The following is a 23851-nucleotide window of genomic DNA, read 5'->3' as shown; positions in this document are numbered from 1 at the left end:
CAGAGTTCGGCGGGCCCGAAACTACCGGTTCGAATGCGCCTCCGACTCGGACTCCGGCGCCGATCCGAACTCGAAATCGGCGTCCCCGTCGGTCGTTCCACCGTCCTCGATCGCGACCCGTGCGGCGTCGTTGCCGCCCGCGGGTCCACGGTCACCGCCCACCGCGCCGGCATCGCCGCCCGCCGGTCCAGAATCGGGCGCGTCGTCGACAGCGTCCACCTCGAACTCCCCGAGCAGGTCGCTGAGGTGGTCCGCCTGCGCCGACAGCGACTCCGTCTCGGCGGAGACGGCCGCCATCGACTCCGTCTGGTTCTCGGCGGTCGCTGCGGTCTCCTCGGCACTTTCGGCCGTCTGGCGGCTGATCTCCGTCACCGGCTCGATCATCGCGACCGCCTCCTCGGTGCTGGCCGCCTGGTCTTCGGTCGCGCTGCTGATCTCTTGGACGCCGTGGTTCGTCTCCTCGGTGTTCGCCGCGACCGTCGAGAGCGACGCGGACACCTCCTCGACGGCGGCCGCGCTCTCTGTGATGTGTTCTTCGGCCTCGCGGACCTCGTCGACCGTGGCGTCGGTGCGGGACTGCGTCCGCTCGATCAGCGCCTCGATCTCGGTGGCCGCCTCCTGGGTCTCCTCGGCGAGCTGCTTCACCTCGTCGGCGACGACGGTGAACCCGTTGCTGTCGCCGCTGCCGCCACCGCCTGCGCGCGCCGCCTCGATGGACGCGTTGAGCGCCAGCAGGTTCGTCTGATCCGCGATGTCGCCGATGAGGTCGACGATCTCGCCGATCTCGTCCATCTGCTCGTCGAGCGACTGGACGTTGTCGACGGTGGTGTCGATCGTCTCCTCGACCTCGTCCATGCGCTCGATCGCCTCGTCGGCGGCCGTCTCGCTCGACTCGGCGATCCGAGCGGTCTCCTTTGACGTCTCCGCGACCGACTCGGCGGAGGAGGCCACCTCCTCGATCGTCGCCGAGAGCGTGTTCATTTCGCCGGCGACTTCCTCCAGCAGGCCGCGCTGCTCCTCGGCGCTGTCGGCGATCTCGTCGGTCGCCTCGCTCATCCGGTCGGCGGCGCGCGTCGCCTCGGTCACGCCCGTGGACGCCTGTCCGCTCGCGGTTCCGACCGTCTGTGAGACGGCCTTGACCTGACGCACGGCCGCTTCCATCTCGTCCATCATCTCGTTGAACGCGACGCCGATCTCGGCCATCGCCTCGCTGTCGCTCTCGGCGTCGACGCGGACGGTCAACTCCCCGTCGGCGGCGCGGGCCATCCGCGCGCTGTAGGCGTCCGCCTTCCGTTCGAGCACCTCGTTCAGCTGCTCGACCTCCGCGCGACGCTCTCGGGCCTCGGCCATCGCCTCCTCGGCGTCGCGGACCTGCGACTTCTGTCGTTCGACCGCCGCCATCCGCTCGGCCGCCTCCTCGCGCGACTTCTCGATCGAGAACCAGTTGCGCATCAGCGCCGCCGCGAGCATGAGGATGAACGCAGCGTGGATCCCCGCCCAGACCCACGGGTTCTGGATCGCCGCCTGGTGGTTGTAGACGGTCGTCGGATCGATCAGCGAGAACACGACGTGGCTGCCCGACACGTAGACCAGCCCCAGCGCGAACGGCACCCAGTCCTCGTAGAGAGCGACGACCGCCATGACGACGAAGAAGTGAAAGTGCGCCTCGATGTAGCCACCGGAGAACCGGACGAGGAAGCCCGAACTCACCATCAGTCCCAGCGACGACAGCGCCGTCCGGGTCCGGCGGTCGAGCCGCGACCAGTTCGACAGCGCCGCCAGCCCCCCGAGCACCGCGACCTGCGCGGCCACCATCCACGTCGTCGTTCCCGGGATCGTCGCGCCCGTGACGAGCGATTCGGTCCCCTCGTACAATCCCAGCGCGGTCAAAAACGGGATGTGTACGACCAGCGCGATCAGGATGGTGCGGTGGCGAGTGCGCCACTGCTCGTCCGGGATCGTGTCGCCGGCCGGCGTGTACCTGATTACTTCCTCGATCCGAGCGCTGAACCGTCCCACAACGCCCGGTCCGGTCTCTTGGGTCCCCCCTGTATGGCTCATAGAGAGCGGAAGGTCGGATCGTCACAAAAGCCTACGTGGCAAAATATTTCCACTGATAACGAAACGGCCGCGAGACGTGACGACAACGGGGATCGCCGCCGGTCGTGGCTCGTCCGATGGATTCACGCGAGCCGCGTCCTAACCGCCGCTAATGAGCACGCCAGCCGAGGTCGACGCCGACGACCTCCGCTACGCCGACCCGGACAACCCATACCTGACCAATCCGGACACGGACTTCGTCGCCCCCGACGACCTCGACGCCGAGGCGGCCGCCGCGGAGGCGACCCTGCTTCGGGCGGCAGTCCGCGAACACGATCACCGGTACTACGCCCGCAGCGACCCGCTGATCGCCGACCGCACGTACGACGCGCTGTTCGCGCGACTGGCGGAGTTGGAGGAGGCTTTCGATCTGGCCGTGGCGGATACCCCCACGCGGCGCGTCGCCGGCGGCACACTCGACGAACTCGGCGAGGTCGAACACGCCGCGCCGATGCTCTCCATCGACCAGTCGGGCGAGGCCGCGGACGTACGCGAGTTCGACGAGCGCGTTCGCCGAGATCTGGGCGCCGACGCCGACCTCGGGTACTCCTGCGAGCCGAAGTTCGACGGGCTGTCCGTCGAGGTGGTGTACGAGGACGGCCGGTACGTGCAGGCCGCAACCCGGGGCGACGGCCGCGTCGGCGACGACGTGACCGAACAGGTGCGGACGATCCGCTCGGTGCCCGAGCGCCTGGCGGGTGACCCTCCTGAGACGCTGGCGGTCCGCGGGGAGGTATTCATCCCCCGAGACGCATTTCAAGCGCACAACCGCGAGCGCATCGAGACGGGGAAAGAGCCGTTCGCGAATCCCCGCAACGCGGCCGCGGGGACCCTCCGACAGCTCGACATCGACGCCGTCGCCGAACGCCCGCTCGACTGCTTCTTCTACGACGTGCTCGGGTGGGAGGAGGGTGACTCGGGCGATGCCGACGCCGGCGATCCGGGCGTGCGCTCGCGCCCGGACGACCACCTCGGGGAACTGGATGCCCTGCGCTCGTTCGGCCTGCACGTGAACGACCGGGACGAACTCGCCGCGGACATCGAGGCGGCGATCGACTACCGCGACCGCCTCGCCGAGGAGCGCGAGGGCCTGAACTACGAGATCGACGGCGTCGTGATCAAGGTGAACGATCGCACCGACCGCGAGGAACTCGGGACGAAATCGCGGAGCTACCGCTGGGCGTTCGCGTACAAGTTCCCCGCGCGCCACGAGGTGACGACGGTGGAAGACGTCGTCGTGCAGGTCGGCCGGACCGGCCGCCTGACTCCCGTCGCCCTGCTCGATCCGGTCGACGTGGGCGGGGTGACGGTGTCGCGTGCGACGCTGCACAACCCCGAGGAGATCGCGTCGCTGGGCGTGAACGTCGGCGACGAGGTGCGCGTGAAGCGCGCCGGCGACGTGATCCCGCAGGTCGCGGAAGTCGTTGAGTCTCACACCGACCGTTCCTACGAGTTCCCCGAGCAGTGTCCCGCCTGCGGCAGCGACGTGGAGCGGGACGGACCGCTCGCCTTCTGTCCGAACGGCCTCGCGTGCCCCGCGCAGGCCGAGCGCGCGGTCGTTCACTACGCCAGCCGCGGCGGCCTCGACATCGAAGGACTCGGCGAGGAGTCGGTCGAGCAACTGCGCGAGGCTGGACTGGTCGAGACGCTCCCCGATCTGTACCGGCTGCCCGACCGTCGCGAGGACCTCGCGGCCCTAGAGGGGTGGGGCGAGACGAGCGCGGACAACCTGATCCGCGAGATCGAGGCCAGCACCGAGCCGGAACTGGCGGACTTCCTCGCCGCGCTGGGCATCCACGAGATCGGCGCCGCGACGGCCCGGAACCTCGCGCGTCACTTCGGGACCTTCGAGGCCGTCAGGCGCGCCGGCGAGGCGGAGTTGGTGGAGGTCGACGACATCGGCGAGACGGTCGCGCGCACCGTGCGCGACTTCTTCGAGACCGAGCAGAACGCCCGCGTCATCGACGACCTGCTCGACCACGTCAACCCGCAGTCCGACGACACCGAGACGGGCGACGCGCTCGAGGGGCTCACGTTCGTGTTCACGGGCTCGCTGTCGACCGCCCGCAGCCTCGCGCAAGGGCTCGTGGAGACGCACGGCGCGAACGCGACCTCGTCGGTCTCGGGCAACACCGATTACCTCGTCGCCGGCGACTCGCCGGGGACGAGCAAGCGCGAGGACGCCGAGGCGAACGACGTGCCCGAACTGGACGAGGGGGAGTTCGCCGAGTTGCTCGCGGATCACGGGATCGAGTGGCCGCCCGACGAGGAGGGCTGACTATCTGCGGTTGCGCGTGCCGGCCGACCGCCGGTCACGCGAGCGGTGTGCGGTCGACCAGCGGGAGACCGCGATACCGGACGGCGAACGGAGTGCGCGAAGAGCGCAGCGAGCCGCGCGAGTCGGGAACGCTGGCAGGTTCGCGGGCGACAGCGCGGTCACTTGGCCGATGCCAAGACCGCGAGAGCGACGAGAGTGACAACAACGACGAGAACGTCAAGAACAGCGAGAGCGGATCTACGGTCGAGGAGAGTCTACAGATCCGCGCCTTCGAACCGCCACAGCCCCAGCAGCGGCGGCACCAGCAGCCACGCGCCCAGCATCGCGAACGCCGCGATCTCCATCTGTGTCGCGTACTGCCCGGCCGCCTCGGTGCCGGCCTGCCCGGCGGCGAACAGGGTGCTGCTCACGAACTCGCCGGAGACGATCTTGAACGAGCCCGTGGGATTGATCAGCCGTAGCAGCCGCAGCAGCTCCGACCCCGCGATCGGCAGCCAACCGGGGCCGCCCGTGCCGAGGTAGAGCCGCAGCGGGAACTGGATCGCCCCCCACAGCGGGACGAACAAGAAGTACAGTCCGACCGCGCCGCCGATCGCGAGGCGATTCGACGACACCGCCGCCGAGAAGCCGACCGCGATGGCGACGAACGCCGCCGACAGCAGCAGCGTCAGCAGGATGTAGCCGAAGAACGTCCCGACCTGCAGCGACAGCGGCCCGATCGCGGCCACCAGCGCCGGCAGCAGGAAGCCGATCGAGACGGGGACCGCGATGGCCCCGGCGCGGCCGGCGACCTTCCCAAACACCACGTCCGCCCGCGAGTGCGGCAGCGCGAGCAGCAGCTTCAACGACCCCGTCTCGCGCTCGCCGACGACCGCGTTGTACGAGACGACCAGCGCGATGAGGGGGATGAGCGTCGTGACGAGGGCGTCCCGGATGAAGATCGAGCCGAGAAGCGCGCTCGTCGAGAGCGTCTGGCCCGCTCCCGGCCGGACGAGGTAGACGACCACCGAGACGAGCAGGACGAAAAACGCCGTCAGTCCCAGGAGCCACCGCGATCGGACGGCGTCCTGGAAGTCCTTGCGCGCGACCGCTTCCAGACTCATTCGGCCACCTCCGTGTTCGCGGCGTCGCCGTCGACGGTCTTCGGATGATCGCTGTCTCCCGCGTACGTGAGGAAGAGGTCCTCCAGACTCGCCTCCTGCGTCGAGAAGTCTTTCACCGTGACGCCGGCGTCCTCTAACGCCCCGATCACCTGTGTCTTCGCGTCGCTCTCACAGGAGACGGTGACGGTGCCGCCGTCGGTCGCGGCCGAGGAGACGCCCGCCAGCGCACGGACGGCTTCGACGTCTTCCTCGCTGGCGGCGTCGACGGTGACGACGAGCTGTTCCTCGCCGCCGACGGCCTCGCGCAGCCCCTCGATGGAGTCCTCGGCGACGAGTTCCCCCTCGCGCATGATGCCGACGCGGTCGCAGACGGATTCGACTTGCCCGAGCACGTGGCTGGAGAAAAACACCGTCGTCCCCCGCTCGGCCTCCGCACGGACGATCTCGCGCATCTCTTTGGCGCCTGCGGGGTCCAGTCCAGAGGACGGTTCGTCGAGGATCAGGATGTCCGGGTCGCCGACGAGCGCCATGCCGAGGACGAGGCGCTGGCGCATCCCCTTGGAGTACCCTCCGGCGCGGCGGTCCGCCGCGTCGGCGATGCCGACGCGTTCGAGAACCGCGTCCACGTCGCCGTCGATCTCCTTCGAGCGCATCGCGAAGTCGACGTGCTGGCGACCGGTGAGCCGCTCGTACACGTCGTACCCCTCCGGGAGGACGCCGGTGTGCCGGCGAACCTCCACGGACTCCGCCTGCGCGTCGCGAGAGAGCACCCGAACGCTCCCGCTCGTGGGACGCACGAAATCGAGCAGCATGTTGATCGTCGTCGACTTGCCCGCCCCGTTGGGGCCGAGGAAGCCGAACACTTCGCCCTCCTCGACGGTGAGGTCGAGGTCGCGGACGGCCGTTACGTCGCCGTACCGCTTCGTGACGCCCTCCAACTCGATGGCGGCCATGTACCGCCCGCTTCCCCCGGTTTCCGCTTTAGGCTTTGGGAGTCTATCCGTCGACCGGCAGACGTTGCCGTAACTCGCGCGCATATCCGTGTGTGTGAATATGCTTGGAGTACATGACTGACGACGTCGATGCCGGCGCGCCGCGGTCGGCCGACGGAGACGGGTCGGCCGGGCGCGGGGCGCGTACCCGTGCGCTCCACTCCGGGTGGGACGGCGACCCCGCAACTGGCGCACGAGCGCCCCCGATTTACCAGACGACCTCCTACGCGTTCCCCGACGCCGACACCGCCGCCGATCTGTACGCGCTCGACCGCGAGGGCGACGTCTACACCCGCATCTCCAATCCAACGACCCGGGTACTGGAGCGGCGTCTCGCGGACCTGGAAGGCGGCGTCGACGCCGTCGCCACCGCGTCCGGGATGGCGGCCATCGACACCGCGACGAGTCTGCTCGCACGCGCCGGCGACACCGTCGTCGCCAGCGCGGACATGTACGGGGGGACGAGCACCTACCTCGCGCACATGGCCTCGCGCCGCGGCGTCGACCTTCGGACCGTCGAGACCACCGACGCCGACGCGTACGCAGCCGCCGTCGACGAAGACACCGCGTTCGTCCACGTCGAGACGCTGGCGAATCCGTCGCTCGTCACGCCGGACCTCGAGCGGATCGCCGAGATCGCCCACGACCACGCGGTCCCGCTCGTCGTCGACAACACCTTCGGCACGCCGGCGCTGTGCAACCCCATCGAGCACGGTGCCGACATCGTCTGGAACTCGACGACGAAGTGGGTCCACGGCGCCGGTACCACCGTCGGCGGCGTCCTCGTCGACGGCGGCACCTTCCCGTGGGATCACCCGGACGCGGACTACCCCGAGGTCGCGGGCGAGAATCCCGCCTTCGATGTCGACTTCGCCGAGCGGTTCGGCGAGCGGGCGTTCGCGCAGGTCGCGCGCCACCGCGGGGTCCGCACGCTCGGCAACACCCAATCGCCGTTCGACGCCTGGCAGACCCTTCAGGGGCTCTCGACCCTGCCGATCCGGATGGAGAAACACTGCGAGAACGCCCGCATCGTCGCCGAACACCTCGACGATCACCCTGACGTGGCGTGGGTCACCTATCCGGGATTCGAGGCGCACCCGACTCACGACGAGGCCGCCCGGTACCTCGACGGCTTCGGCGGCATGGTCGTGTTCGGACTTGAAGGCGGCTTCACGGCCGGCAAGCGCGTCTGCGAGGAGGTGGAGTTGGTCTCGTTCCTCGCGAACATCGGCGACGCGCGCTCGCTGATCATCCATCCCGCAAGCACCACGCACGCACAGCTCGCTGAGGCGGAACAGCGTGCAGCGGGCGTCAGTCCGGACCTCCTGCGCCTGTCTGTCGGCATCGAGGATCCGGACGACATCGTGGCGGACCTCGACTCCGCCATCGCGGAGGCGACGCGATGACCGCGATGGAGTCGGTCGGTGAGTTCCGGTTTGAGTGCGGCGAGTCCGTCGACGACCTCCGACTCGCGTACGAGGCGTACGGCGAGTTCGACGGCGATAACGCGGTGCTCGTCTGTCACGCCCTCACCGGAAGCCAACACGTTTCGAACGCCCCCAGGAGTGAGGACCACGAGCCGGTGACCGGCGAGAACGACGACACGGGCGACGAGGACAACGCCGTCGACGGCGCCGCGACCACCGGCGTCCAGACGGCCGGGCAGGCCCGTGCGTGGTGGGACGACGTGGTCGGCCCCGGCAAGGCCATCGACACCACCGAGTACTACGTCGTCTGCGTGAACGTCCCCGGCTCCTGCTACGGCTCCTCGGGGCCGCCCACCGAGGGGCCGGACGACGGACCCTGGGGCACCGAGTTCCCGCCGGTGACCGTCGGCGACTGGACGCGGGCACAGCGCCGGCTGTTGGATCGCCTCGGCGTCGGCCGCCTGCACGCCGTGGTCGGCGGGAGCGTCGGCGGGATGAACGCCCTCGACTGGGCGAAGCGCTACCCGGACGACGTCCGGCGCGTCGCCGCCGTCGCGACCGCGGGGCGGCTGGACACGCAATGTCTCTCGCTCGACGCCATCGCCCGGCGCGCCATCACCACCGACCCGGACTGGAACGGCGGCGACTACTACGGCGCCGACCGGCCGAATCCCGACGACGGGCTCGCGCAGGCGAGACGACTCGGTCACGTGATGTACCTCTCGAAGGCCTCGATGGGGCGCAAGTTCGGCCGACGTGCCGCCGGACGCGGCGCCTTCGACGACGCGCCCGCCGACCCAACCGGGCGGTTCTTCCCGTACCGTGAGGTGGAATCGTACCTCGATTATAACGCCGATTCTTTCACCACCCGGTTCGACGCCAACAGCTACCTCTACCTGACGCGGGCGATGGACGAGTACGACCTCGCCGCCGGCTACGGCTCCGACGCGGAGGCGCTGGCAGCGTTTGAAGGCGAACTCCTCGCGCTGTCGTTCACCGGCGACTGGCACTTCACCGTCGAACAGTCGCGCGCGCTCGCGGACGCCGCCGGCGACGTGGACGTGCCGACGGCACACCACGTCGTCGACTCGGACCACGGTCACGACGCGTTCCTGGTCGAGCCCGAGTCGGTGGGCCCGCCGCTTCGCGACTTCCTCCGCGACGGCGTCGACGGACGTGCCATCCGCGATGAGGGCGAAGACGACGACCCCGACGGCTCGGGGATCCACTCGGGCGGTCCGGACCGTGCGCCGGTCCACGCGAGCCTCTTTCCGGGCTGAGCGCCGGGCGTCGATCGGAGCTCGTTCGAACTCGTCAGCGACGGCGGCGAAACTCCGGACGGTCTGAGTCGTTATACCGCTTGGTTCCGATGGTCCACGGGATGCCCGACAACGACACCGACTACGGCTTCTGGACGCGAAGCGTCCACGAGGGCGCAGATCCCGATCCGACGACCGGCGCGCGCGCGCCACCGATCCACCAGACGACCTCCTACGTGTTCGACGACGCCGACCACGCGGCGCGGCTGTTCGCGCTGGAGGAGGAAGGATACATCTACAGCCGCCTGCTCAACCCGACGGTCGCGCAGCTCGGCGACCGGCTCGCGTCGCTTGAGGGCGGCGTCGGCGCGGTACCGACGAGCTCTGGGATGGCGTCATTCGATCTGGCTACCTTCCTGCTCGCGTCCGCCGGCGACAACATCGTGTCCTCGTCGTCGCTGTACGGGGGGACGTACACCTACCTCACGCACACGGTGGAGCGACGAGGGGTTGAAACGCGCTTCGTCGACACGCTCGACTACGACGCCTACGCGGAGGCCATCGACGAGGACACCGCGTTCGTTCACCTGGAGACCATCGGCAACCCCGCGCTCGTGACGCCCGACATCGAGCGGATCGCCGACATCGCCCACGAGCACGACACGCCGCTGTTCGTCGACAACACGTTCGCGACGCCGTACCTCTGCCGGCCGGTCGAACACGGCGCGGACCTCGTGTGGGAGTCGACGACTAAATGGATCCACGGCTCGGGCTCCACCATCGGCGGCGTCCTCGTCGACGGTGGCTCGTTCCCGTGGGGCGAACACGCCGATCGCTTCCCGGAGTTGGGCGCGGAGAACCCCGCCTACCACGGCGTCAACTTCGCCGAGCGCTTCGGCGACGCGGCGCTCACGTACGGCGCCATCGCCCGCGGTCAGCGGGACCTCGGCAGCGCGCAGTCGCCGTTCGACGCCTGGGCGACGATGCAGAAGCTGGAGTCGCTCCCGATGCGGATGGAACGACACTGCGCGAACGCCCAACACGTCGCCGAGCACCTCGCAGACCACCCCGCGGTCGACTGGGTGACGTACCCGGGGCTGCCGGACCACGAGACGCACGCCGAGGCCTCCGAGTACCTCGACGGCGGCTACGGCGGGATGATCGCCTTCGGCCTCGCCGGGGGCTACGACGCCGCCCGCGACACCGTCGAGAACACGGAACTCGCGTCGCTTGTCGCGAACGTCGGCGACGCGAAGACGCTCGTGATCCACCCGGGGAGCACGACCCACCAGCAGCTCACCGAGGAGGAGCAGTTGGCCGCGGGCGTCACCGGCGACATGGTCCGGCTGTCGGTCGGTGTCGAGAACCCCGAGGACATCGTCGCCGACCTCGACCAGGCGATCGACGCGGCGACGCGGTAGCTGCGGATCCGGAATGGCTGACAGGCGGCCCAGTAACCCGGGTCCGGCCCGGGTCGACGTCGACGGTCGGGCCGCACGCCCGCGGCGCCGCCGACGGCGGTTCTCAGCGTCGCATCGAGGGGGCTGGTTCCGCCTTCCGCCTTGAATCCTCGGCCGCCCGGGAACCGACGCGGCTGCCGCGGCGGCAACGTTTTACTGGCGGTCGCGAGACGACTCGCGTATGAACTACCGCGAGGTCGAGGTCGCCGGCGAGTACATGGCGAGCCTGGACAACGGCGCCGACTGGCGCGAGGAGATCGAATCGCTCGCAGACGAGGTCGAGGCTGACGCGGCGTGGTTCAACGCCATGGGCGCCGTGCAGGACGCCGAAGTGTGGTTCTACGACCAAGCCGACCAGGAGTACCAGTCAGTGGCGTTCGACGAACCGCTGGAGGTCGCCGCGTGCGTGGGCAACGTCGCGTGGCTGGACGGCGAACGGTTCGCCCACACTCACGCGGTGCTGTCGCGGCGCAGCGGGCAGTCGCTCGCGGGGCACCTGAACGCCGGCACCGTCTTCGCAGGCGAGGTGTACCTCCGGGCGTTCGAGGAGCCGCTGGAGCGCGAGCACGACGAAGTGACGGACCTGGATCTCTGGCTGTAGCCGACAGCGCCGCGTCGCGGCGGCGAGTCGCCGCCGCGCTCCGGCGACGACGAATTGCTTATCACCCGTCCCCGCACAGGAAGGTGACGTGCACCGACGACCCCGACACGCGAGCCGAGGCGACGCGTTCGCCGCCGCCGTGACGCCGGATCCGGGGTCGTCACCGACGATCGCCGCGACCGCGGAGGCGACACGATGAGACCGGACGACGAACGCTACTTCACACGGATCGAGGACAGGCTGGACGAGGCGTTCGAGCGCGCCGAGGCCGCGAAGGCACAGGGGAAAGACCCCGAGACGGAGATCGAGATCCCCGTCGCCCGCGACATGGCCGACCGCGTCGAGAACATCCTCGGGATCCCCGGCGTCGCCGAGCGCGTCCGCGAGTTGGAAGAGGAGTACTCGCGCGAGGAGGCCGCCTTGGAGCTCGTCACCGACTTCGTCGAGGGAACGGTCGGCGACTTCGACTCTCGGGCGGGCAAGATCGAAGGCGCCGTGCGGACCGCGGTGGCTCTGCTCACCGAGGGCGTCGTAGCGGCGCCCATCGAGGGGATCGACCGCGTCGAGATCCTGGAGAATGACGACGGCACGGAGTTCATCAACGTCTACTACGCCGGGCCGATCCGCTCTGCGGGCGGCACCGCGCAGGCGCTGTCGGTGCTGGTTGGCGACTACGCCCGCGCCCTGTTGGGCATCGAGGAGTACAACGCACGCGACGACGAGGTCGAACGCTACGCCGAGGAGATCGGCCTCTACGACAAGGAGACCGGCCTCCAGTACACGCCGAAAGACACGGAGACGAAGTTCATCGCCGAGCACATGCCGATCATGCTCGACGGGGAGGCCACCGGCGACGAGGAGGTCTCCGGGTTCCGGGACTTGGACCGCGTGGACACCAACAACGCCCGCGGCGGGATGTGTCTCGTGCTCGCGGAGGGAATCGCGCTCAAGGCCCCCAAGATCCAGCGCTACACCCGGCAGCTCGACGAGGTCGACTGGCCGTGGCTCCAGGACCTCATCGACGGCACGTACTACGACACGGAGGGCGCCGAGGCGGCGCAAGCGGAGGACGCCGAAGCCGACGACGTGGACGCCGAAGCCGACGCGGATGAGAGCGAGGACGGAGACGTGAACGCCGGTCCGGAGACGGAGGAACCGGTCGGACCCACCCGACCCGACCCCTCACAGAAGTTCCTGCGCGATCTGATCGCCGGCCGCCCGGTGTTCGGTCACCCCTCGGAGTCGGGAGGCTTCCGCCTGCGCTACGGCCGCGCGCGCAACCACGGCTTCGCGACGGCGGGCGTCCACCCGGCGACGATGCACATCGTCGACGACTTCCTCGCGACCGGCACGCAGATCAAAACGGAGCGACCCGGGAAAGCCGGGGGCGTCATCCCCGTCGATTCCATCGACGGACCGACGGTCCGGCTGGCGAACGGCGACGTGCGCCGCATCGACGACCCGGCGGAGGCCAAGGAGGTGCAAAACGGCGTCGAGGAGGTGATCGACTTGGGCGAGTATCTCGTCAACTTCGGTGAGTTCGTCGAGAACAACCACCCGCTGGTCCCGGCTTCCTACGTCCGCGAGTGGTGGGAACAAGATCTCGCAGCCGCCGGCGCCGACTTGCAGGCGCTCGAGGACGACCTCACCACGGATCTGGACGAGCCCGACGCCGAGCAGGCGCTCGCGTGGGTCGAGGAGTACGACGCGCCGCTGCATCCCGCCTACACCTACTGCTGGCACGACATCTCCGTCGACGAGTACGACGCGCTCGCGGCCGCCGCAGCCGACGGCGAGGTGACGGGCGACCTCCTCGTCGTCGAAAACGGCGACACCGTCCGCCGCGCACTCGAGCGCCTGCTCGTCGAACACACCCAGACCGAGGACGCGCTTCGCGTCCCCGATTTCCGACCGCTCCTCCGGCAACTCGGGGTGACGGACGGCCTCCGACGCGAGTGGACGCCGGACGACCTCTCGGCGGAGGCCGAGCGGTGGGACGACGGCGACAACGCCGTCCGCGCGGTCAACGAGGTCGCAGACTTCGAGGTGCGCGAGCGCGCCCCGACCCGGATCGGAAACCGGATGGGCCGTCCGGAGAAGTCCGAGAGCCGCGACCTCTCGCCGGCGGTCCACACGCTCTTCCCGATCAAAGACCACGGCGGGAATCAGCGTTCGATCGGAGAGGCCGCCCGCGACCGTACCGAGCAGGGGAAGGGCGTGTACGACGTGCTCGTCGGCGAGCGCGAGTGCCCCGACTGCGACGAGCACACGTTCAAGCCGCAGTGTCCCGACTGCGGCGCCCACACCGAACCCTACTACGAGTGCGAAGAGTGCGGCACGGTCTGTGAGCCCGACGAGTCCGGGCGCGTCGAGTGCCCGCGCTGCGAGTGGGACGTCGAGAGTCCCGACTGGCACACGATCGACCTCAACGACGAGTACTGGTCGGCGCTGGAGGCGACCGACGAACGCGAGGCCAGCTTCGAGATCCTCAAAGGGGTTAAGGGGCTGTCGTCGTCGGACAAGACGCCCGAACCCATCGAGAAGGGCATCTTCCGGGCGAAACACGGCGTCACGTCGTTCAAGGACGGCACGGTCCGCTACGACATGACCGACCTCCCGGTCACGTCGGTCCGGCCCGAGGAGTTGGACGTGACGGCCGACCACTTCCGGGAGCTCGGCTACGAGACCGACATCGACGGCGAGCAGCTCGTTCACGACGACCAGCTGGTCGAGCTGAAGGTGCAGGACATCGTCCTCTCGGACGGCGCCGCCGAACACATGATGAAGACGGCCGACTTCGTCGACGAACTCCTCACCGACTTCTACGGGCTGGAGCCGTTCTACGAGGTGAACGAGCGCGACGACCTCGTGGGCGAGTTGGTGTTCGGGATGGCGCCCCACACCAGCGCCGCGGTCGTCGGGCGCGTGGTCGGGTTCACGAGCGCGGCGGTTGGCTACGCGCATCCGTACTTTCACGCCGCAAAACGCCGGAACTGCGATGGCGACGAGGATTGCGTCATGCTCCTCATGGACGGCCTGCTGAACTTCAGCAAGGCGTTCCTCCCCGACCAGCGCGGCGGACAGATGGACGCCCCCCTCGTGATGTCCTCGCGGATCGACCCCTCGGAGATCGACGACGAGGCGCACAACATGGACATCGTCCGGCAGTACCCCCGGGAGTTCTACGAGGCCACGCTCGACATGGCCGACCCGGACGAGGTCGAGGAGCTGATCCAACTCGGCGAGGACACGCTGGGCACCGACGACGAGTACCGCGGCTTCGACCACACCCACGACACGACCGACATCGCGCTCGGCCCCGATCTCTCGGCGTACAAGACGCTCGGGTCGATGATGGACAAGATGGATGCCCAGCTCGCGCTCGCGCGAAAGCTCCGCGCCGTCGACGAGACGGACGTGGCCGAGCGCGTCATCGAGTACCACTTCCTGCCGGACCTCATCGGGAACCTCCGGGCGTTCTCCCGCCAGGAGACGCGGTGTCTCGGCTGCGGTGAGAAGTACCGCCGGATGCCGCTGACGGGCGACTGCCGCGAGTGCGGCGGCGACATGACGCTCACCGTCCACCGCGGCTCCGTGAACAAGTACATGGACGTGGCGCTGCGGGTCGCCAAGGAGTTCGGCTGCCGCGAGTACACCATCCAGCGGCTGGAGATCCTCGAGCGCTCGCTGGAGTCCGTGTTCGAGAATGACAAGAACAAGCAAGGATCCATCGCGGACTTCATGTGATCCCGGCTCGGCGGCGCGGCGCCAGCGCGATACGCCTTTGACCGGTCGGCTACAGGAGCCATCCATGCTCTCGGAGGACGCCTGCCGCGCCGAGATCGAACGCCTGCACGACCGCTTCGTCGCGTGGTTCACCGGCGCGACCGACCCCGACGACTTCGACGCCGTCGAACGCGCGCTCGCTCCGGAGTTCGAACTGGTCACGCCCGACGGCGACCGCGCCGACCGCGCGGCCGTCCTCGACTCGATCCGGGGCGCACACGGCCGGAACGACCCCGGGACATTCGACATCGAGATCCGGAACGTCGAGGTGGTCCACGGCGCGGCCGACCGCGCGACGGTCCGCTACGAGGAGTGGCAGGAGACCGCTCGGGGGACGACCGGCCGGATCAGCACGGCGCTGCTGCGGGAGGCCGCCGACGCTCCCGGCGGCCTGCTGTGGCTCGACCTCCACGAGACGTGGATCGAGCGGTAGCGGGAAGCCGACGGCTTCTCCGATAAGCTTCGCGTGCACTCGGTTTGGGCAGTGGCGTTCGTTCGGACGAAACCGGGAGATATCGCGCAACAACGTGGAAATGATGTCGCCATCGATCCTGTGAGATTGTTTAACAGGTCCCGTCGCGTACGTTCCCCCATGGCGACCGAACAGCGTGGCGAGGAGACGAGGCTGACCGATATCTCCGCGGGACAGTCGGTGTACGACGCCGAGGGGAACGAACTCGGGACGGTGCGCGGCGTCGACGACGCCGGCTTCTACGTCCTCGCGGCCGAGGGAGCCGGCGCCGTGGACCTCGACGAGGCCCGAGACATCTTCGGCAAGGCGTTCGTGATGTGGCGCTGTTGGGAGTGCGGCGAGATGGGCCAGATCGCCGACGACCTCCCGGCGAACTGCCCGAGTTGCGACGCCCCGCGCGAGGAGCTGTACTACTGGGCCGAGGACTGACTCCGACGGCGGGCAGACCGACGGTCGCTCGACCGAACCGCTCTTTTCGTCGCGTGACCAGCCGCTGCCATGGACATCGTCGTGTTCGGCGCCGGCGCGCTGGGCAGTCTCGTCGGCGGCCTGCTCGCGCGCGAGCACCACGTCACACTCGTCGCCCGCGACCCGCACGCCCGCCGCGTCGCCGGGGAGGGCCTGCGCGTCGTCGGCGAGCTCGATGCACACACCCAGCCGCGAGCGACGACCGATCCGACGCCCGCGGACCTGACCTGCGATCTCGCGCTCGTCACGGTGAAGGCGTACGATGCAGAGGCGGCCGGAAGCGCGCTCGCGGCCGGCGACCCCGAGGTGGTCTGCTCGCTGTCGAACGGCCTCACCGAGGAGACGCTCGCGGAGGCACTCGGCGACCGCGTCCTCGCCGGCTCGGCCACCTACGGCGCCGAACTCGTCGGCCCGGGCGAGGTGCGCTGCACCGGCGCCGGGCGGATCCACGTCGGCGAATTCGCGGGCACCCGGCGCGACAGCGACGAGAGTGACGCCGCGAGCGACCGCGCTGAGCGCGTCGCCGCCGCGTTCCGCGAGGCCGGCCTCGACTGCACCGCCGACCCGGCGATGCCGCGCCGACGCTGGGAGAAGCTCGCCGTCAACGCCGGCATCAACGCCGTGACGGCGCTCGCGCGCGTTCCCAACGGCGCGCTCGCCGACGGCCCGGGCCGAGCGGTCGCTCATCGCGCCGCCCGCGAAACGGCCCGCGTCGCCCGCGCCGAGGAGTCGACCTCGCGGAGGGAGCGGCGGTCGACGCGGTCGACACCGTCGTCGCGGAGACCGCGGCCAACCGCTCGTCGATGCTGGTGGATGTGCTCGGAGGCGGCCGCACCGAGGTCGACGCGATCAACGGCGCCGTCGTCGGCCGCGGCGCCGACCGCGGCGTCGACACGCCGACGAACCGAACGATGGCGGAGCTCCTGGGGACGCGGGAGCGAAAGCGAGAGCAGAGCGAAGAGTGAGTCGACGGTGAGAATGGCAGAATGAATCGATGGTGAGTGGAGGAGCGAATCGAAAGATCAGAGAGCGGAGAGCATCTTTCCGATCGGCCGCGATTGCTACTGAGTTCAGTCGTGGCCCGTACTTCCGAACAGATCGGGAGACGGCGGTCGGAATCGGAGCTTACTCGACGTATCCCAGATCGCGGAGGCGCTCGGTCGCCTCGTCGTCCATCTCGTCGAGCGAGTCGTCCGTCACCTCGGCGGCGTCGGTGCCGGTCCACGCGCCCCCGGCCGCCGCCTCGAACTCGCCCAGGTTGGCTTCGGCCTCGGCGATGCGGTCGTCGTCGCCGGCGGCGATGTCAGTCTCCTCGGCAGGGTCTTCGTCGAGGCGGAACGCCTCGTCGGGGATCCGGTCGATGCGGACGTACTTCGCGTCGGTGCTCCGGGCGGCGCGCATCCGCGAGTAGAACCTGGAGTCCTCGGGCAGTTCGATGCCCGCGCTCGACGCCTTCTCCTCCAGCTGTTTCAGCTCGACCACGGGCCGCGAGTACTCGACGAATCCGAACTCGCCCTCGGGCGACGCGCGCTGCCCGGGGTCCCGAGCGGCGTCGTCGAGCCCGGCGAACTCGCGATAGTCGGCCGACAGCAGCGAGCGCGTGCGATCGAGCGCGACCGCCTCCTCGCCCGCGGCGGCCGGGTCGCCGCCTTCGACGTCGAGCGTGTCGAGCACCGTGTGGTAGGTGTCGAGGAGTTCGACGGTGTCCTCGCGTCGGTCGCCGTCGAGAGACGGGTGCTTGACCATGAGCGGGACGTTGATCAGCTGATCGTATAGGCAGAACTCGTGGCCGTAGAGGTCGTGTTCGCCGTGGAGTTCGCCGTGGTCCGCGCAGACGACGACCGCGGTGTCGTCCCAGCGATCCGTCTCCTTCAGCCAGTCGAACAGGCGGGTGAGTTGGTCGTCGATGTGCGCGATCTCGGCGTCGTACAGCCCCCGGATGGCCTCCCACTCCTCGTCGTCGATGTCGCGGGCGCCCGCGTTGTACTCCTTGGAGTTCTGGCACACCTCGGTCGAGTCGACGCCGGGAGCGTACTCGTCGACGTACTCCTGCGGCGGGTGGTACGGGAGGTGGGCGTCCATCAGATTGATGAACGCGAACCAGTCGTCGTCGGCCGACTCGCTGTCGTCGATGAACGACTTCGTGCGGTCGATCACCGCCGGCGTCTTCGAGTCGGCGCCCTCCCCCGAGGCGAGATACTCGTGGGCGACGTTGCCAAGCGAGACGAGTTTGTCCGCGACGGTGCGCAGCGCGTCGTTGTCGTTCATCGCCTTCCACGCCTTCGCGAGTGGGCCCGACAGCAGGTCGCCGGGCATCACTTCGAAGAAGTTGTCCTGGTCGTCGAAGCCGTCGGTGAGGTGCGTGTACGGCGTGATCCAAGCGTTCGAGGAGTAGCAGGCGGTTCGGTAGCCCGCCGCGGACAGCGTCTCCGCGAGCGTCGTCGCCCCCTCGAGGTACGGGTTCTCTTGGTCGGCGCCGTGACGGTGCGGGTACATCCCGGTGAACAGCGACGCGTGTACCGGGAGCGTCCACGGCGCGGGCGCGACCGCGTTCTCGAAGACGGTCGCCTCCTCGCAGAACGCGTCCAGCCCCGGCGTCGTCCCCCCGTCGTAGCCGTACGGCCCGAGGCGGTCCTTGCGGACCGTGTCGAGCACGACGAACAGCACGTTCTCGGGCGAATCGTCGCTCATGTCTCCCGAATCCCGCTCGCCGGTAATCCCTCTTCTGGTCTCCCCGAACGGGGTGTGAATGAGTGCGATCCGACGTTCGATAGGGCGCTATACGGTTTATCGCTGACCGCAGCAGATCGTGTTCAACGCAGGTTCCGGGTCCAGAACGCGTCTACAGCCGAGTTAGCGGATTCGACGGTCATGACCTGCGGAGTACCAGATTCGACAGTCACGATCCGCGGAGTCGACCGTGACGACGGCACGGCCGCTCAGTGGAAGCGATCGAAGCCGGAAAAACGAGACGTGCGAGGGAACTATCGCGCGTTCAGAACGGCGCCTGCGGTCCCTCGTCCTCCTCGCCGTCCGAGGACTCGCCGGGGAACGAGGGAGACATGCCGTCGTCGGAGTGACCCATACCGCCGAGGTCGCCGTCGGCGCCTGCGCCCATGCCGGTGTCGGCGACGACCTCCTTGATCTCGGGGATTTCCTTGGTCATCCGGGATTTGATCGCCTGGATCGTCATCGGTGAGATGCCGCAGCCGGAACAGGCGCCACCCAGCGAGATGTGGACCTCACCGGTCTCGCGGTCGAGGTGCTGAATGGCCGCGCTGCCGCCGTGCATCTGGATCTGCGGGAAGTTGCGGCGCAGGAAGTTCGTGACGCGCTCGCGCAGTTCGTCCTCGCCGCCGTCGTCTTGAGAGTCGGCGCTCATTACTGACTGTTTGGCAGTACGAGGGTTTCAACCTTGTGCTCGGGGGGTCAGCGCAGCCGTCCGGTCACGCCGATTCCGGCGGTTCGAGGTCGAACACGCGGTACAACTGGGATTCGATCTCCGCGACATACCGGTCGAGCGTCTCACTCAGTTTCTCGTCGTCCACGACGGTCGCGGTGAGCCGCTGGGTCGAGTTCTCGGGGAGTTCGACGGTGAACGCGCCCGACTCCTCGTCGTAGAACGGCTCCGACTCGTTGAGGATCTGCTGGTCGATGGCGTGGATCAGCTCCGAGTCATACCGGTCGTTCATGATCTCGAAGGCGTTCTTGTACGCCCGCTGGAGCTCCGGGAAGTAGTTCGCGTACTTGTCCTCGAACTGCTCGGGGTCGAACTCGGCCATTATCGGACGATCCGTGGGGACCGAGGTAAGCGCGACGGTCCAGGCGTATACACCAAATTGCGCGATATCGAATGCGGTGGTGGTCGCCTGCGACGCACCTTCGGTGCGGTCACAGCGAGACGGGACGGCAGTCGTCCCGCTGGAAGCCTCGACCGATCGCCGGAGACCGCTCTATGGAACGGAATCGAGGCCTGAGCGGGCGAGAGGTGCTTCGGCGGAAATCGAGTCGGCGCGCCGGCGCGGAATGTCGTTTCGAGAGAAGAGGCAGCGTGTGGCCGTCAGAATGTCGTCCAGGCGGTCGCCGCCTGCGTCCGGTTTCGGACGCGCAGTTCGCGGGCGCCGTTCTCTTCGCGCGTGTTGATCACGGTGTCGAACGGCTCGTACATCGTGTGCAGCGTCTGCTCGTCGTGCATCGTGGAGTTGATCACCGCGATAGTTGTCCACCCCTCGTTTTGCGTCTGGCGGGTGAGTACGCGGACGAACTGGTAGACGTCCTGCGGGTCGAGGTACATCAACAGTTCCGACAGCGAGTTGATGCCGACGGCGACCGACTCGTCGGTCTCGCGAAACGCCTCATACAGGTCGGTGAACTTCATCCCGATGTCGGTGATGTTCTTCGGGGAGGAGGCGTACCTGACGAGGTCGTCTTCGATGAGATCGCCGCCGCGCTGTTTGGAGACGCAGTCGACGACGCCGACCGATTCCGGAGCGACCTTCGCGATGTCCGCGTAGTCCGCGCGGACCTGCTCTGCGGGGTCGCCGGTGGTGATGAGGACGCCGCGCTCGCCGGCCTCCACCAACAGGCGCAGCATGAGCGCGTATTTACCGGTCATGGGCGGACCGGCGATGAGGAGGCTCTCGCCTCCCCCGCTGCCGTCAAGCGACAGCGGGGCGTCCTCCAGCATACGCATCAGCATGCGTCGGACAGCTAAAACCTTTGTCCAAACCGACGGAAGCGACAGCTCTGATCGATAGAGGCTCACGCGTTTCCCCCGTCCAGGGCGGCCGAACGACCCTGGTCGTCGACCCGGTCGAGCGGGCGGCCCGTGGCCGCTTCGATCACCGAGGCGTGTCGCGCTCGTTCGAGGCCGAATTCGGCCGGCCGTGCCGTTCGGTGCACGGTCACGGGTCCTCGTCTGACGGTTCCGATCCCGGTGTCGAGCCAAACAGCGCGGGGAAGCCGAGCGAGTCGAGATCTTGTCCCCCTTCGAGCAGGTCCACTCGGCCGAGCGCCGACGGTAAATCGGTGGCGGTGATCGGCCGCCCCGCGGGGCTTCCTGCGTCGGGGCCGCCAGAGTCCGACAGGTCTGCGGGTGGAGTGGTCCCCTCGATCAACTGCTCCCAGACGTCGTCGCCGTCGGCCCCCTCGCTGTCGGCGTGGACCTCCTCCGCCTCGTGTTTGCCTTCTTGATACGCGAGGTCGATGATGCTTCGGTCGTAAGACGTATCGAGTGCCCCTCGGAGGCGGTCGAACTCCTCGCGGTTCTCGTAGCCGAAGGCAGCCGCGACGCCGAGCGCGTACGCCCGGCGAATCGCCTCGGTCCCGGAGAGCTCCTCCCAGTCGGTTCCGAGTCGTGTTTCGTACATCAGTGAGTGACCGTCCCGTCGTCGCCGACGACGAGGCCGTCGTCGGTGAACCGAAGCTCTTGGATGTCAGTGTCGACGTCGGCGCCGCGCATCTTCACGACCTGCAACCCGCGGCGCATCCCGTCGTCTTCCATGTAGTTGTGGAAGAAGACCACGCCGTGGGCGAGGAAGTGCTCGTCCGCGTACGCGGACGGGTCGGTCATCTCGGAGATGAGATACGTCGTCGCGCTGGTTCGCTTGAGCGCGGAGAGGACCCGCATCGTCGTGTTCTCCTCGTCGTCGAGGAGATACCGCAGCAGCATCGTCGAGTCGATGACGACGCGGTCGATGTCGCGCGACTCGACGAACGAACTGATCCGGTTGGTGACGCTGTTGACGTCGCGTCGGTCCCCCGGCATGCCGAAAAAGCGCTTTCCATCCGAAGAGAAGGCATCGAGGAACGTCACCGCCCCGGAGTCGAGCGCCCCCTCGAAGCCGAAGTCGTAGGCCGCCATGTCCCGTTCGAGGTCGGCCCGGCTTTCGTGCATGCTGATGAACAGACAGCGATCGCCGTTGGCGGCGCCGTCGGCGATGAACTGTGCTGAGAACGTCGTCTTCCCGCTACCGGGGGGACCGCAGACAACGTAGAGCCGTTCGGCTGGGAGCCCCCCGCCGACGAGGTCGTCGAATCCCGAAACGCCGCTCGAAACGCGCATGGTCACTACGGTATGAGGGGGCAGATAAGGACTGCTCCCTGAGACTCAGCAGTGATATTGGCGGGGCGTGAATCGGGGAGCTGCGCGGAAATCGAGGCGCGAACCGGGGAGATACGCGAAACCGAGCTCACTCCGTGCGCGGTTCGACCCAGACGACGAACCGGTCGTCGCCCTTCACGATGCCGCGGACGGAGTCGTCGCCGGCGGTCGTCGCCTCGTCGACCTGGTCGGCGGGCACGTCGCGGACCTGGAACACCTCGTCGACGACCCAGCCGACGGTGCCGCCGTCGTCGACCTCGTCGGGATCGAACACGATGATGCGCTCACGCGTCCCCGTCCCAGTGACGCCCAGCAGCGTCTTGGGGTCGATGATCGTCGTCGTCTTGCCCCGCAGGTCCATCACGCCCTCAACGTGGCGCGGCGAATTCGGGATCGCGGTGAGGTCGCCCGCATCGACGATCTCGTCGATGTAGGCGATGTCGAGACAGTACGTCTCGTCGCCGAGTCCGAACTCCAACACCTGCGTCGTCTCCTCGGTCGAGACGGCGTCCGCGTCGGCCGCTCGCTCGCTGCTTGCCATATCACCGATCGCCCGAGCGAATCGCTTAACGGTAGCGCACGAGGTATCAGCCGTGAAATTCGGGGCGGTGTCTTCAATAACGGCGTATCGGTAGCCGAGGACATGATTCGAGACGCCGCACGGCCGGCTGGGGGTGTGCCGTGAGCGCGCGGGCGCCGCGGACGGTCGTGGTGGACGATTCGCGGTTCATGCGCGGACTCATCGCGGACATCTTGGAGTCCGACGGAGTCGAAGTCGTCGGCGAGGCCGCGGACGGCCGCGAGGCGCTGTCGGTCGTCGCCGACACCGACCCCGACGTGGTGACGATGGACGTCGAGATGCCGGAGATGAACGGGATCGAGGCGGTGGAGCGACTGATGGCCGAGAACCCGACACCGACGCTGATGCTGTCGGCGTACACCGCCGAGGGCGCCGAAGAAACATTCGCGGCCCTTGACGCGGGCGCCGTCGACTTCTTTGCCAAGCCCGGCGGCGAGGTGTCGATGGGCGTCTCCCGAATGGAGGAGCAGCTCGTCGAGACGGTCCGGTCGGTCGCCAGTGCGGATGTCTCGCGAGCGGGACGGCGCCGTCGCAGCGAGGCCGCGACGGCCGCGACGGCCGGGGCGACGCAGGCGTCGCCGAGCGCGTCGACCGCGGGCGGGTCCGCCGGCGCCGCCGTCGAACCGAACACGACGCTGGTCATCGGCTCGTCGACCGGCGGTCCCGACGCCGTCGAGCGAGTCGTCTCGGCGCTGCCTGGCGACGCCGACCTCCGCGGCGTCGTCGTCCAGCACATGCCCGAGGCCTTCACCGGGCGGTTCGCGAACCGCCTCGACGACGCCTGCGAACTCTCGGTCCGTGAGGCCGAAGACGGGATGCGCCTCGGCCGGGGCGAACTGGCGGTCGCCAAGGGCGGCCACCACCTGGAGATAACGAACGCGCGGGACGGCCGGCTTCGCCTGTCAGTCATCGACGAGGAGCGCGGCGAGGGCGTGCGCCCGTCGGTGAACGTGACGATGGAGTCGGCCGCCGACGTCGTTGACGACCCGCTGATCGGAGTGATTCTCACGGGGATGGGCGGCGACGGGAGCGACGGGGTGCAGGCGCTCTCGCGTGTCGGCGCCCGCGTGCTCGCGCAAGACGAGGACTCCTGTGTGGTGTACGGGATGCCGAAGCGCGCGGCCGCGACCGGCGCGGTCGACACGGTGCTTCCGCTGGACGATATCGCCGCGGGAATCACGGGTGAGCGCGCGTGAGCGACGATGATTCACGTCGGGCGCAC

At 68.7% G+C, this 23851-nt stretch carries 19 protein-coding genes and 1 pseudogene; 10 read left to right on the top strand and 10 right to left on the bottom strand.

Translation table 11 applies throughout. The features are described from left to right. Window positions 1-21 precede the first annotated feature (21 nt). Complete coding sequence (locus P0Y41_RS09490; protein WP_284061115.1) at window positions 22-2061, bottom strand: methyl-accepting chemotaxis protein; 2040 nt, start codon at window positions 2059-2061, stop codon at window positions 22-24. 151 nt (window positions 2062-2212) lie between these two features. Between P0Y41_RS09490 and ligA the strand changes: the two genes are divergently transcribed. After that, window positions 2213-4378: an NAD-dependent DNA ligase LigA gene (gene ligA, locus P0Y41_RS09485; RefSeq protein WP_284061114.1), complete on the top strand. Its 2166-nt coding sequence runs from the start codon at window positions 2213-2215 to the stop codon at window positions 4376-4378. A gap of 254 nt (window positions 4379-4632) precedes the next feature. On the opposite strand, the gene P0Y41_RS09480 is transcribed toward ligA, so the two are convergent. Beyond that, window positions 4633-5481, bottom strand: coding sequence for an ABC transporter permease (locus P0Y41_RS09480; protein WP_284061113.1), 849 nt, complete (start codon window positions 5479-5481; stop codon window positions 4633-4635). After that, the gene (locus P0Y41_RS09475; RefSeq protein ID WP_284061112.1) at window positions 5478-6434 is read right to left on the bottom strand and encodes an ABC transporter ATP-binding protein; all 957 of its coding nucleotides are present in this window, start codon (window positions 6432-6434) and stop codon (window positions 5478-5480) included. The genes P0Y41_RS09480 and P0Y41_RS09475 overlap by 4 nt, the downstream gene beginning before the upstream one ends. 113 nt (window positions 6435-6547) lie before the next feature. Here P0Y41_RS09475 and P0Y41_RS09470 point away from each other — a divergent pair, with 113 nt between their 5' ends. The 8 genes and pseudogenes from P0Y41_RS09470 to P0Y41_RS09435 all read left to right on the top strand — a co-directional run bounded on the left by P0Y41_RS09470 (window position 6548) and on the right by P0Y41_RS09435 (window position 16911). After that, window positions 6548-7879: an O-acetylhomoserine aminocarboxypropyltransferase/cysteine synthase family protein gene (locus P0Y41_RS09470; protein ID WP_284061111.1), complete on the top strand. Its 1332-nt coding sequence runs from the start codon at window positions 6548-6550 to the stop codon at window positions 7877-7879. Next, window positions 7876-9180, top strand: coding sequence for a homoserine O-acetyltransferase MetX (gene metX / locus P0Y41_RS09465; protein ID WP_284061110.1), 1305 nt, complete (start codon window positions 7876-7878; stop codon window positions 9178-9180). The genes P0Y41_RS09470 and metX overlap by 4 nt, the downstream gene beginning before the upstream one ends. A gap of 101 nt (window positions 9181-9281) precedes the next feature. Then, window positions 9282-10580 (top strand): O-acetylhomoserine aminocarboxypropyltransferase/cysteine synthase family protein, encoded by a 1299-nt coding sequence (locus tag P0Y41_RS09460; protein ID WP_284061109.1) that lies wholly within the window; start codon window positions 9282-9284, stop codon window positions 10578-10580. A 220-nt stretch (window positions 10581-10800) separates the two neighbouring features. Then, entirely contained in the window at window positions 10801-11220 is a 420-nt protein-coding gene (locus P0Y41_RS09455; protein ID WP_284061108.1) for a PPC domain-containing DNA-binding protein, read from the top strand. A 195-nt stretch (window positions 11221-11415) separates the two neighbouring features. Next, window positions 11416-14967 carry a DNA polymerase II large subunit gene (locus P0Y41_RS09450; RefSeq protein ID WP_284061107.1) on the top strand — a complete coding sequence of 1184 codons (3552 nt, stop codon included), beginning with the start codon at window positions 11416-11418 and terminating at the stop codon, window positions 14965-14967. Between the two features lie 64 nt (window positions 14968-15031). After that, window positions 15032-15439, top strand: a complete 408-nt coding sequence (locus P0Y41_RS09445) for a DUF4440 domain-containing protein (protein ID WP_284061106.1) — start codon at window positions 15032-15034, stop codon at window positions 15437-15439. Between the two features lie 159 nt (window positions 15440-15598). Beyond that, window positions 15599-15907, top strand: a complete 309-nt coding sequence (locus tag P0Y41_RS09440) for a DUF7130 family rubredoxin-like protein (protein ID WP_284061105.1) — start codon at window positions 15599-15601, stop codon at window positions 15905-15907. Between the two features lie 69 nt (window positions 15908-15976). Beyond that, window positions 15977-16911 (top strand): annotated as a pseudogene (locus P0Y41_RS09435) (ketopantoate reductase family protein). Between the two features lie 160 nt (window positions 16912-17071). Here the strand turns inward: P0Y41_RS09435 and P0Y41_RS09430 are convergent. The 7 genes from P0Y41_RS09430 to P0Y41_RS09400 form a co-directional block, all read right to left on the bottom strand. After that, window positions 17072-18637: a sulfatase gene (locus P0Y41_RS09430; RefSeq protein ID WP_284061104.1), complete on the bottom strand. Its 1566-nt coding sequence runs from the start codon at window positions 18635-18637 to the stop codon at window positions 17072-17074. Between the two features lie 304 nt (window positions 18638-18941). Continuing rightward, complete coding sequence (locus P0Y41_RS09425) at window positions 18942-19328, bottom strand: NifU family protein (RefSeq protein ID WP_284061103.1); 387 nt, start codon at window positions 19326-19328, stop codon at window positions 18942-18944. A gap of 64 nt (window positions 19329-19392) precedes the next feature. Next, window positions 19393-19728 (bottom strand): DUF5783 family protein, encoded by a 336-nt coding sequence (locus P0Y41_RS09420; RefSeq protein ID WP_284061102.1) that lies wholly within the window; start codon window positions 19726-19728, stop codon window positions 19393-19395. A gap of 278 nt (window positions 19729-20006) precedes the next feature. After that, complete coding sequence (locus tag P0Y41_RS09415; RefSeq protein WP_284061101.1) at window positions 20007-20633, bottom strand: RAD55 family ATPase; 627 nt, start codon at window positions 20631-20633, stop codon at window positions 20007-20009. A gap of 217 nt (window positions 20634-20850) precedes the next feature. Continuing rightward, entirely contained in the window at window positions 20851-21315 is a 465-nt protein-coding gene (locus P0Y41_RS09410) for a DUF8057 family protein (protein ID WP_284061100.1), read from the bottom strand. After that, entirely contained in the window at window positions 21315-22010 is a 696-nt protein-coding gene (locus P0Y41_RS09405; RefSeq protein ID WP_284061099.1) for an RAD55 family ATPase, read from the bottom strand. Before P0Y41_RS09405 ends, P0Y41_RS09410 begins: the two co-directional genes overlap by 1 nt. A 127-nt stretch (window positions 22011-22137) precedes the next feature. Further along, window positions 22138-22590: a chemotaxis protein CheW gene (locus P0Y41_RS09400; protein ID WP_284061098.1), complete on the bottom strand. Its 453-nt coding sequence runs from the start codon at window positions 22588-22590 to the stop codon at window positions 22138-22140. Between the two features lie 188 nt (window positions 22591-22778). On the opposite strand from P0Y41_RS09400, the gene cheB reads away from it, so the two are divergent. Then, entirely contained in the window at window positions 22779-23825 is a 1047-nt protein-coding gene (gene cheB, locus P0Y41_RS09395) for a chemotaxis-specific protein-glutamate methyltransferase CheB (RefSeq protein ID WP_284061097.1), read from the top strand. Window positions 23826-23851: the final 26 nt, after the last annotated feature.

It is taken from the genome of Halobaculum halobium, assembly GCF_030127145.1.
GTDB classification, from domain to species: Archaea; Halobacteriota; Halobacteria; order Halobacteriales; family Haloferacaceae; genus Halobaculum; species Halobaculum halobium.
Note: the sequence above shows the minus strand (reverse complement) of the source record. Positions and strands in the feature narration are given on the sequence as shown.

What these genes read in the sequence shown, in the direction of transcription:
- P0Y41_RS09490 (WP_284061115.1), bottom strand. Translation starts at nt 2,061, where the DNA reads ATGAGCCATACAGGGGGGACCCAAGAGACCGGACCGGGCGTTGTGGGA.
- ligA (WP_284061114.1), top strand. Translation starts at nt 2,213, where the DNA reads ATGAGCACGCCAGCCGAGGTCGACGCCGACGACCTCCGCTACGCCGAC.
- P0Y41_RS09480 (WP_284061113.1), bottom strand. Translation starts at nt 5,481, where the DNA reads ATGAGTCTGGAAGCGGTCGCGCGCAAGGACTTCCAGGACGCCGTCCGA.
- P0Y41_RS09475 (WP_284061112.1), bottom strand. Translation starts at nt 6,434, where the DNA reads ATGGCCGCCATCGAGTTGGAGGGCGTCACGAAGCGGTACGGCGACGTA.
- P0Y41_RS09470 (WP_284061111.1), top strand. Translation starts at nt 6,548, where the DNA reads ATGACTGACGACGTCGATGCCGGCGCGCCGCGGTCGGCCGACGGAGAC.
- metX (WP_284061110.1), top strand. Translation starts at nt 7,876, where the DNA reads ATGACCGCGATGGAGTCGGTCGGTGAGTTCCGGTTTGAGTGCGGCGAG.
- P0Y41_RS09460 (WP_284061109.1), top strand. Translation starts at nt 9,282, where the DNA reads ATGCCCGACAACGACACCGACTACGGCTTCTGGACGCGAAGCGTCCAC.
- P0Y41_RS09455 (WP_284061108.1), top strand. Translation starts at nt 10,801, where the DNA reads ATGAACTACCGCGAGGTCGAGGTCGCCGGCGAGTACATGGCGAGCCTG.
- P0Y41_RS09450 (WP_284061107.1), top strand. Translation starts at nt 11,416, where the DNA reads ATGAGACCGGACGACGAACGCTACTTCACACGGATCGAGGACAGGCTG.
- P0Y41_RS09445 (WP_284061106.1), top strand. Translation starts at nt 15,032, where the DNA reads ATGCTCTCGGAGGACGCCTGCCGCGCCGAGATCGAACGCCTGCACGAC.
- P0Y41_RS09440 (WP_284061105.1), top strand. Translation starts at nt 15,599, where the DNA reads ATGGCGACCGAACAGCGTGGCGAGGAGACGAGGCTGACCGATATCTCC.
- P0Y41_RS09430 (WP_284061104.1), bottom strand. Translation starts at nt 18,637, where the DNA reads ATGAGCGACGATTCGCCCGAGAACGTGCTGTTCGTCGTGCTCGACACG.
- P0Y41_RS09425 (WP_284061103.1), bottom strand. Translation starts at nt 19,328, where the DNA reads ATGAGCGCCGACTCTCAAGACGACGGCGGCGAGGACGAACTGCGCGAG.
- P0Y41_RS09420 (WP_284061102.1), bottom strand. Translation starts at nt 19,728, where the DNA reads ATGGCCGAGTTCGACCCCGAGCAGTTCGAGGACAAGTACGCGAACTAC.
- P0Y41_RS09415 (WP_284061101.1), bottom strand. Translation starts at nt 20,633, where the DNA reads ATGCTGGAGGACGCCCCGCTGTCGCTTGACGGCAGCGGGGGAGGCGAG.
- P0Y41_RS09410 (WP_284061100.1), bottom strand. Translation starts at nt 21,315, where the DNA reads ATGTACGAAACACGACTCGGAACCGACTGGGAGGAGCTCTCCGGGACC.
- P0Y41_RS09405 (WP_284061099.1), bottom strand. Translation starts at nt 22,010, where the DNA reads ATGCGCGTTTCGAGCGGCGTTTCGGGATTCGACGACCTCGTCGGCGGG.
- P0Y41_RS09400 (WP_284061098.1), bottom strand. Translation starts at nt 22,590, where the DNA reads ATGGCAAGCAGCGAGCGAGCGGCCGACGCGGACGCCGTCTCGACCGAG.
- cheB (WP_284061097.1), top strand. Translation starts at nt 22,779, where the DNA reads ATGCGCGGACTCATCGCGGACATCTTGGAGTCCGACGGAGTCGAAGTC.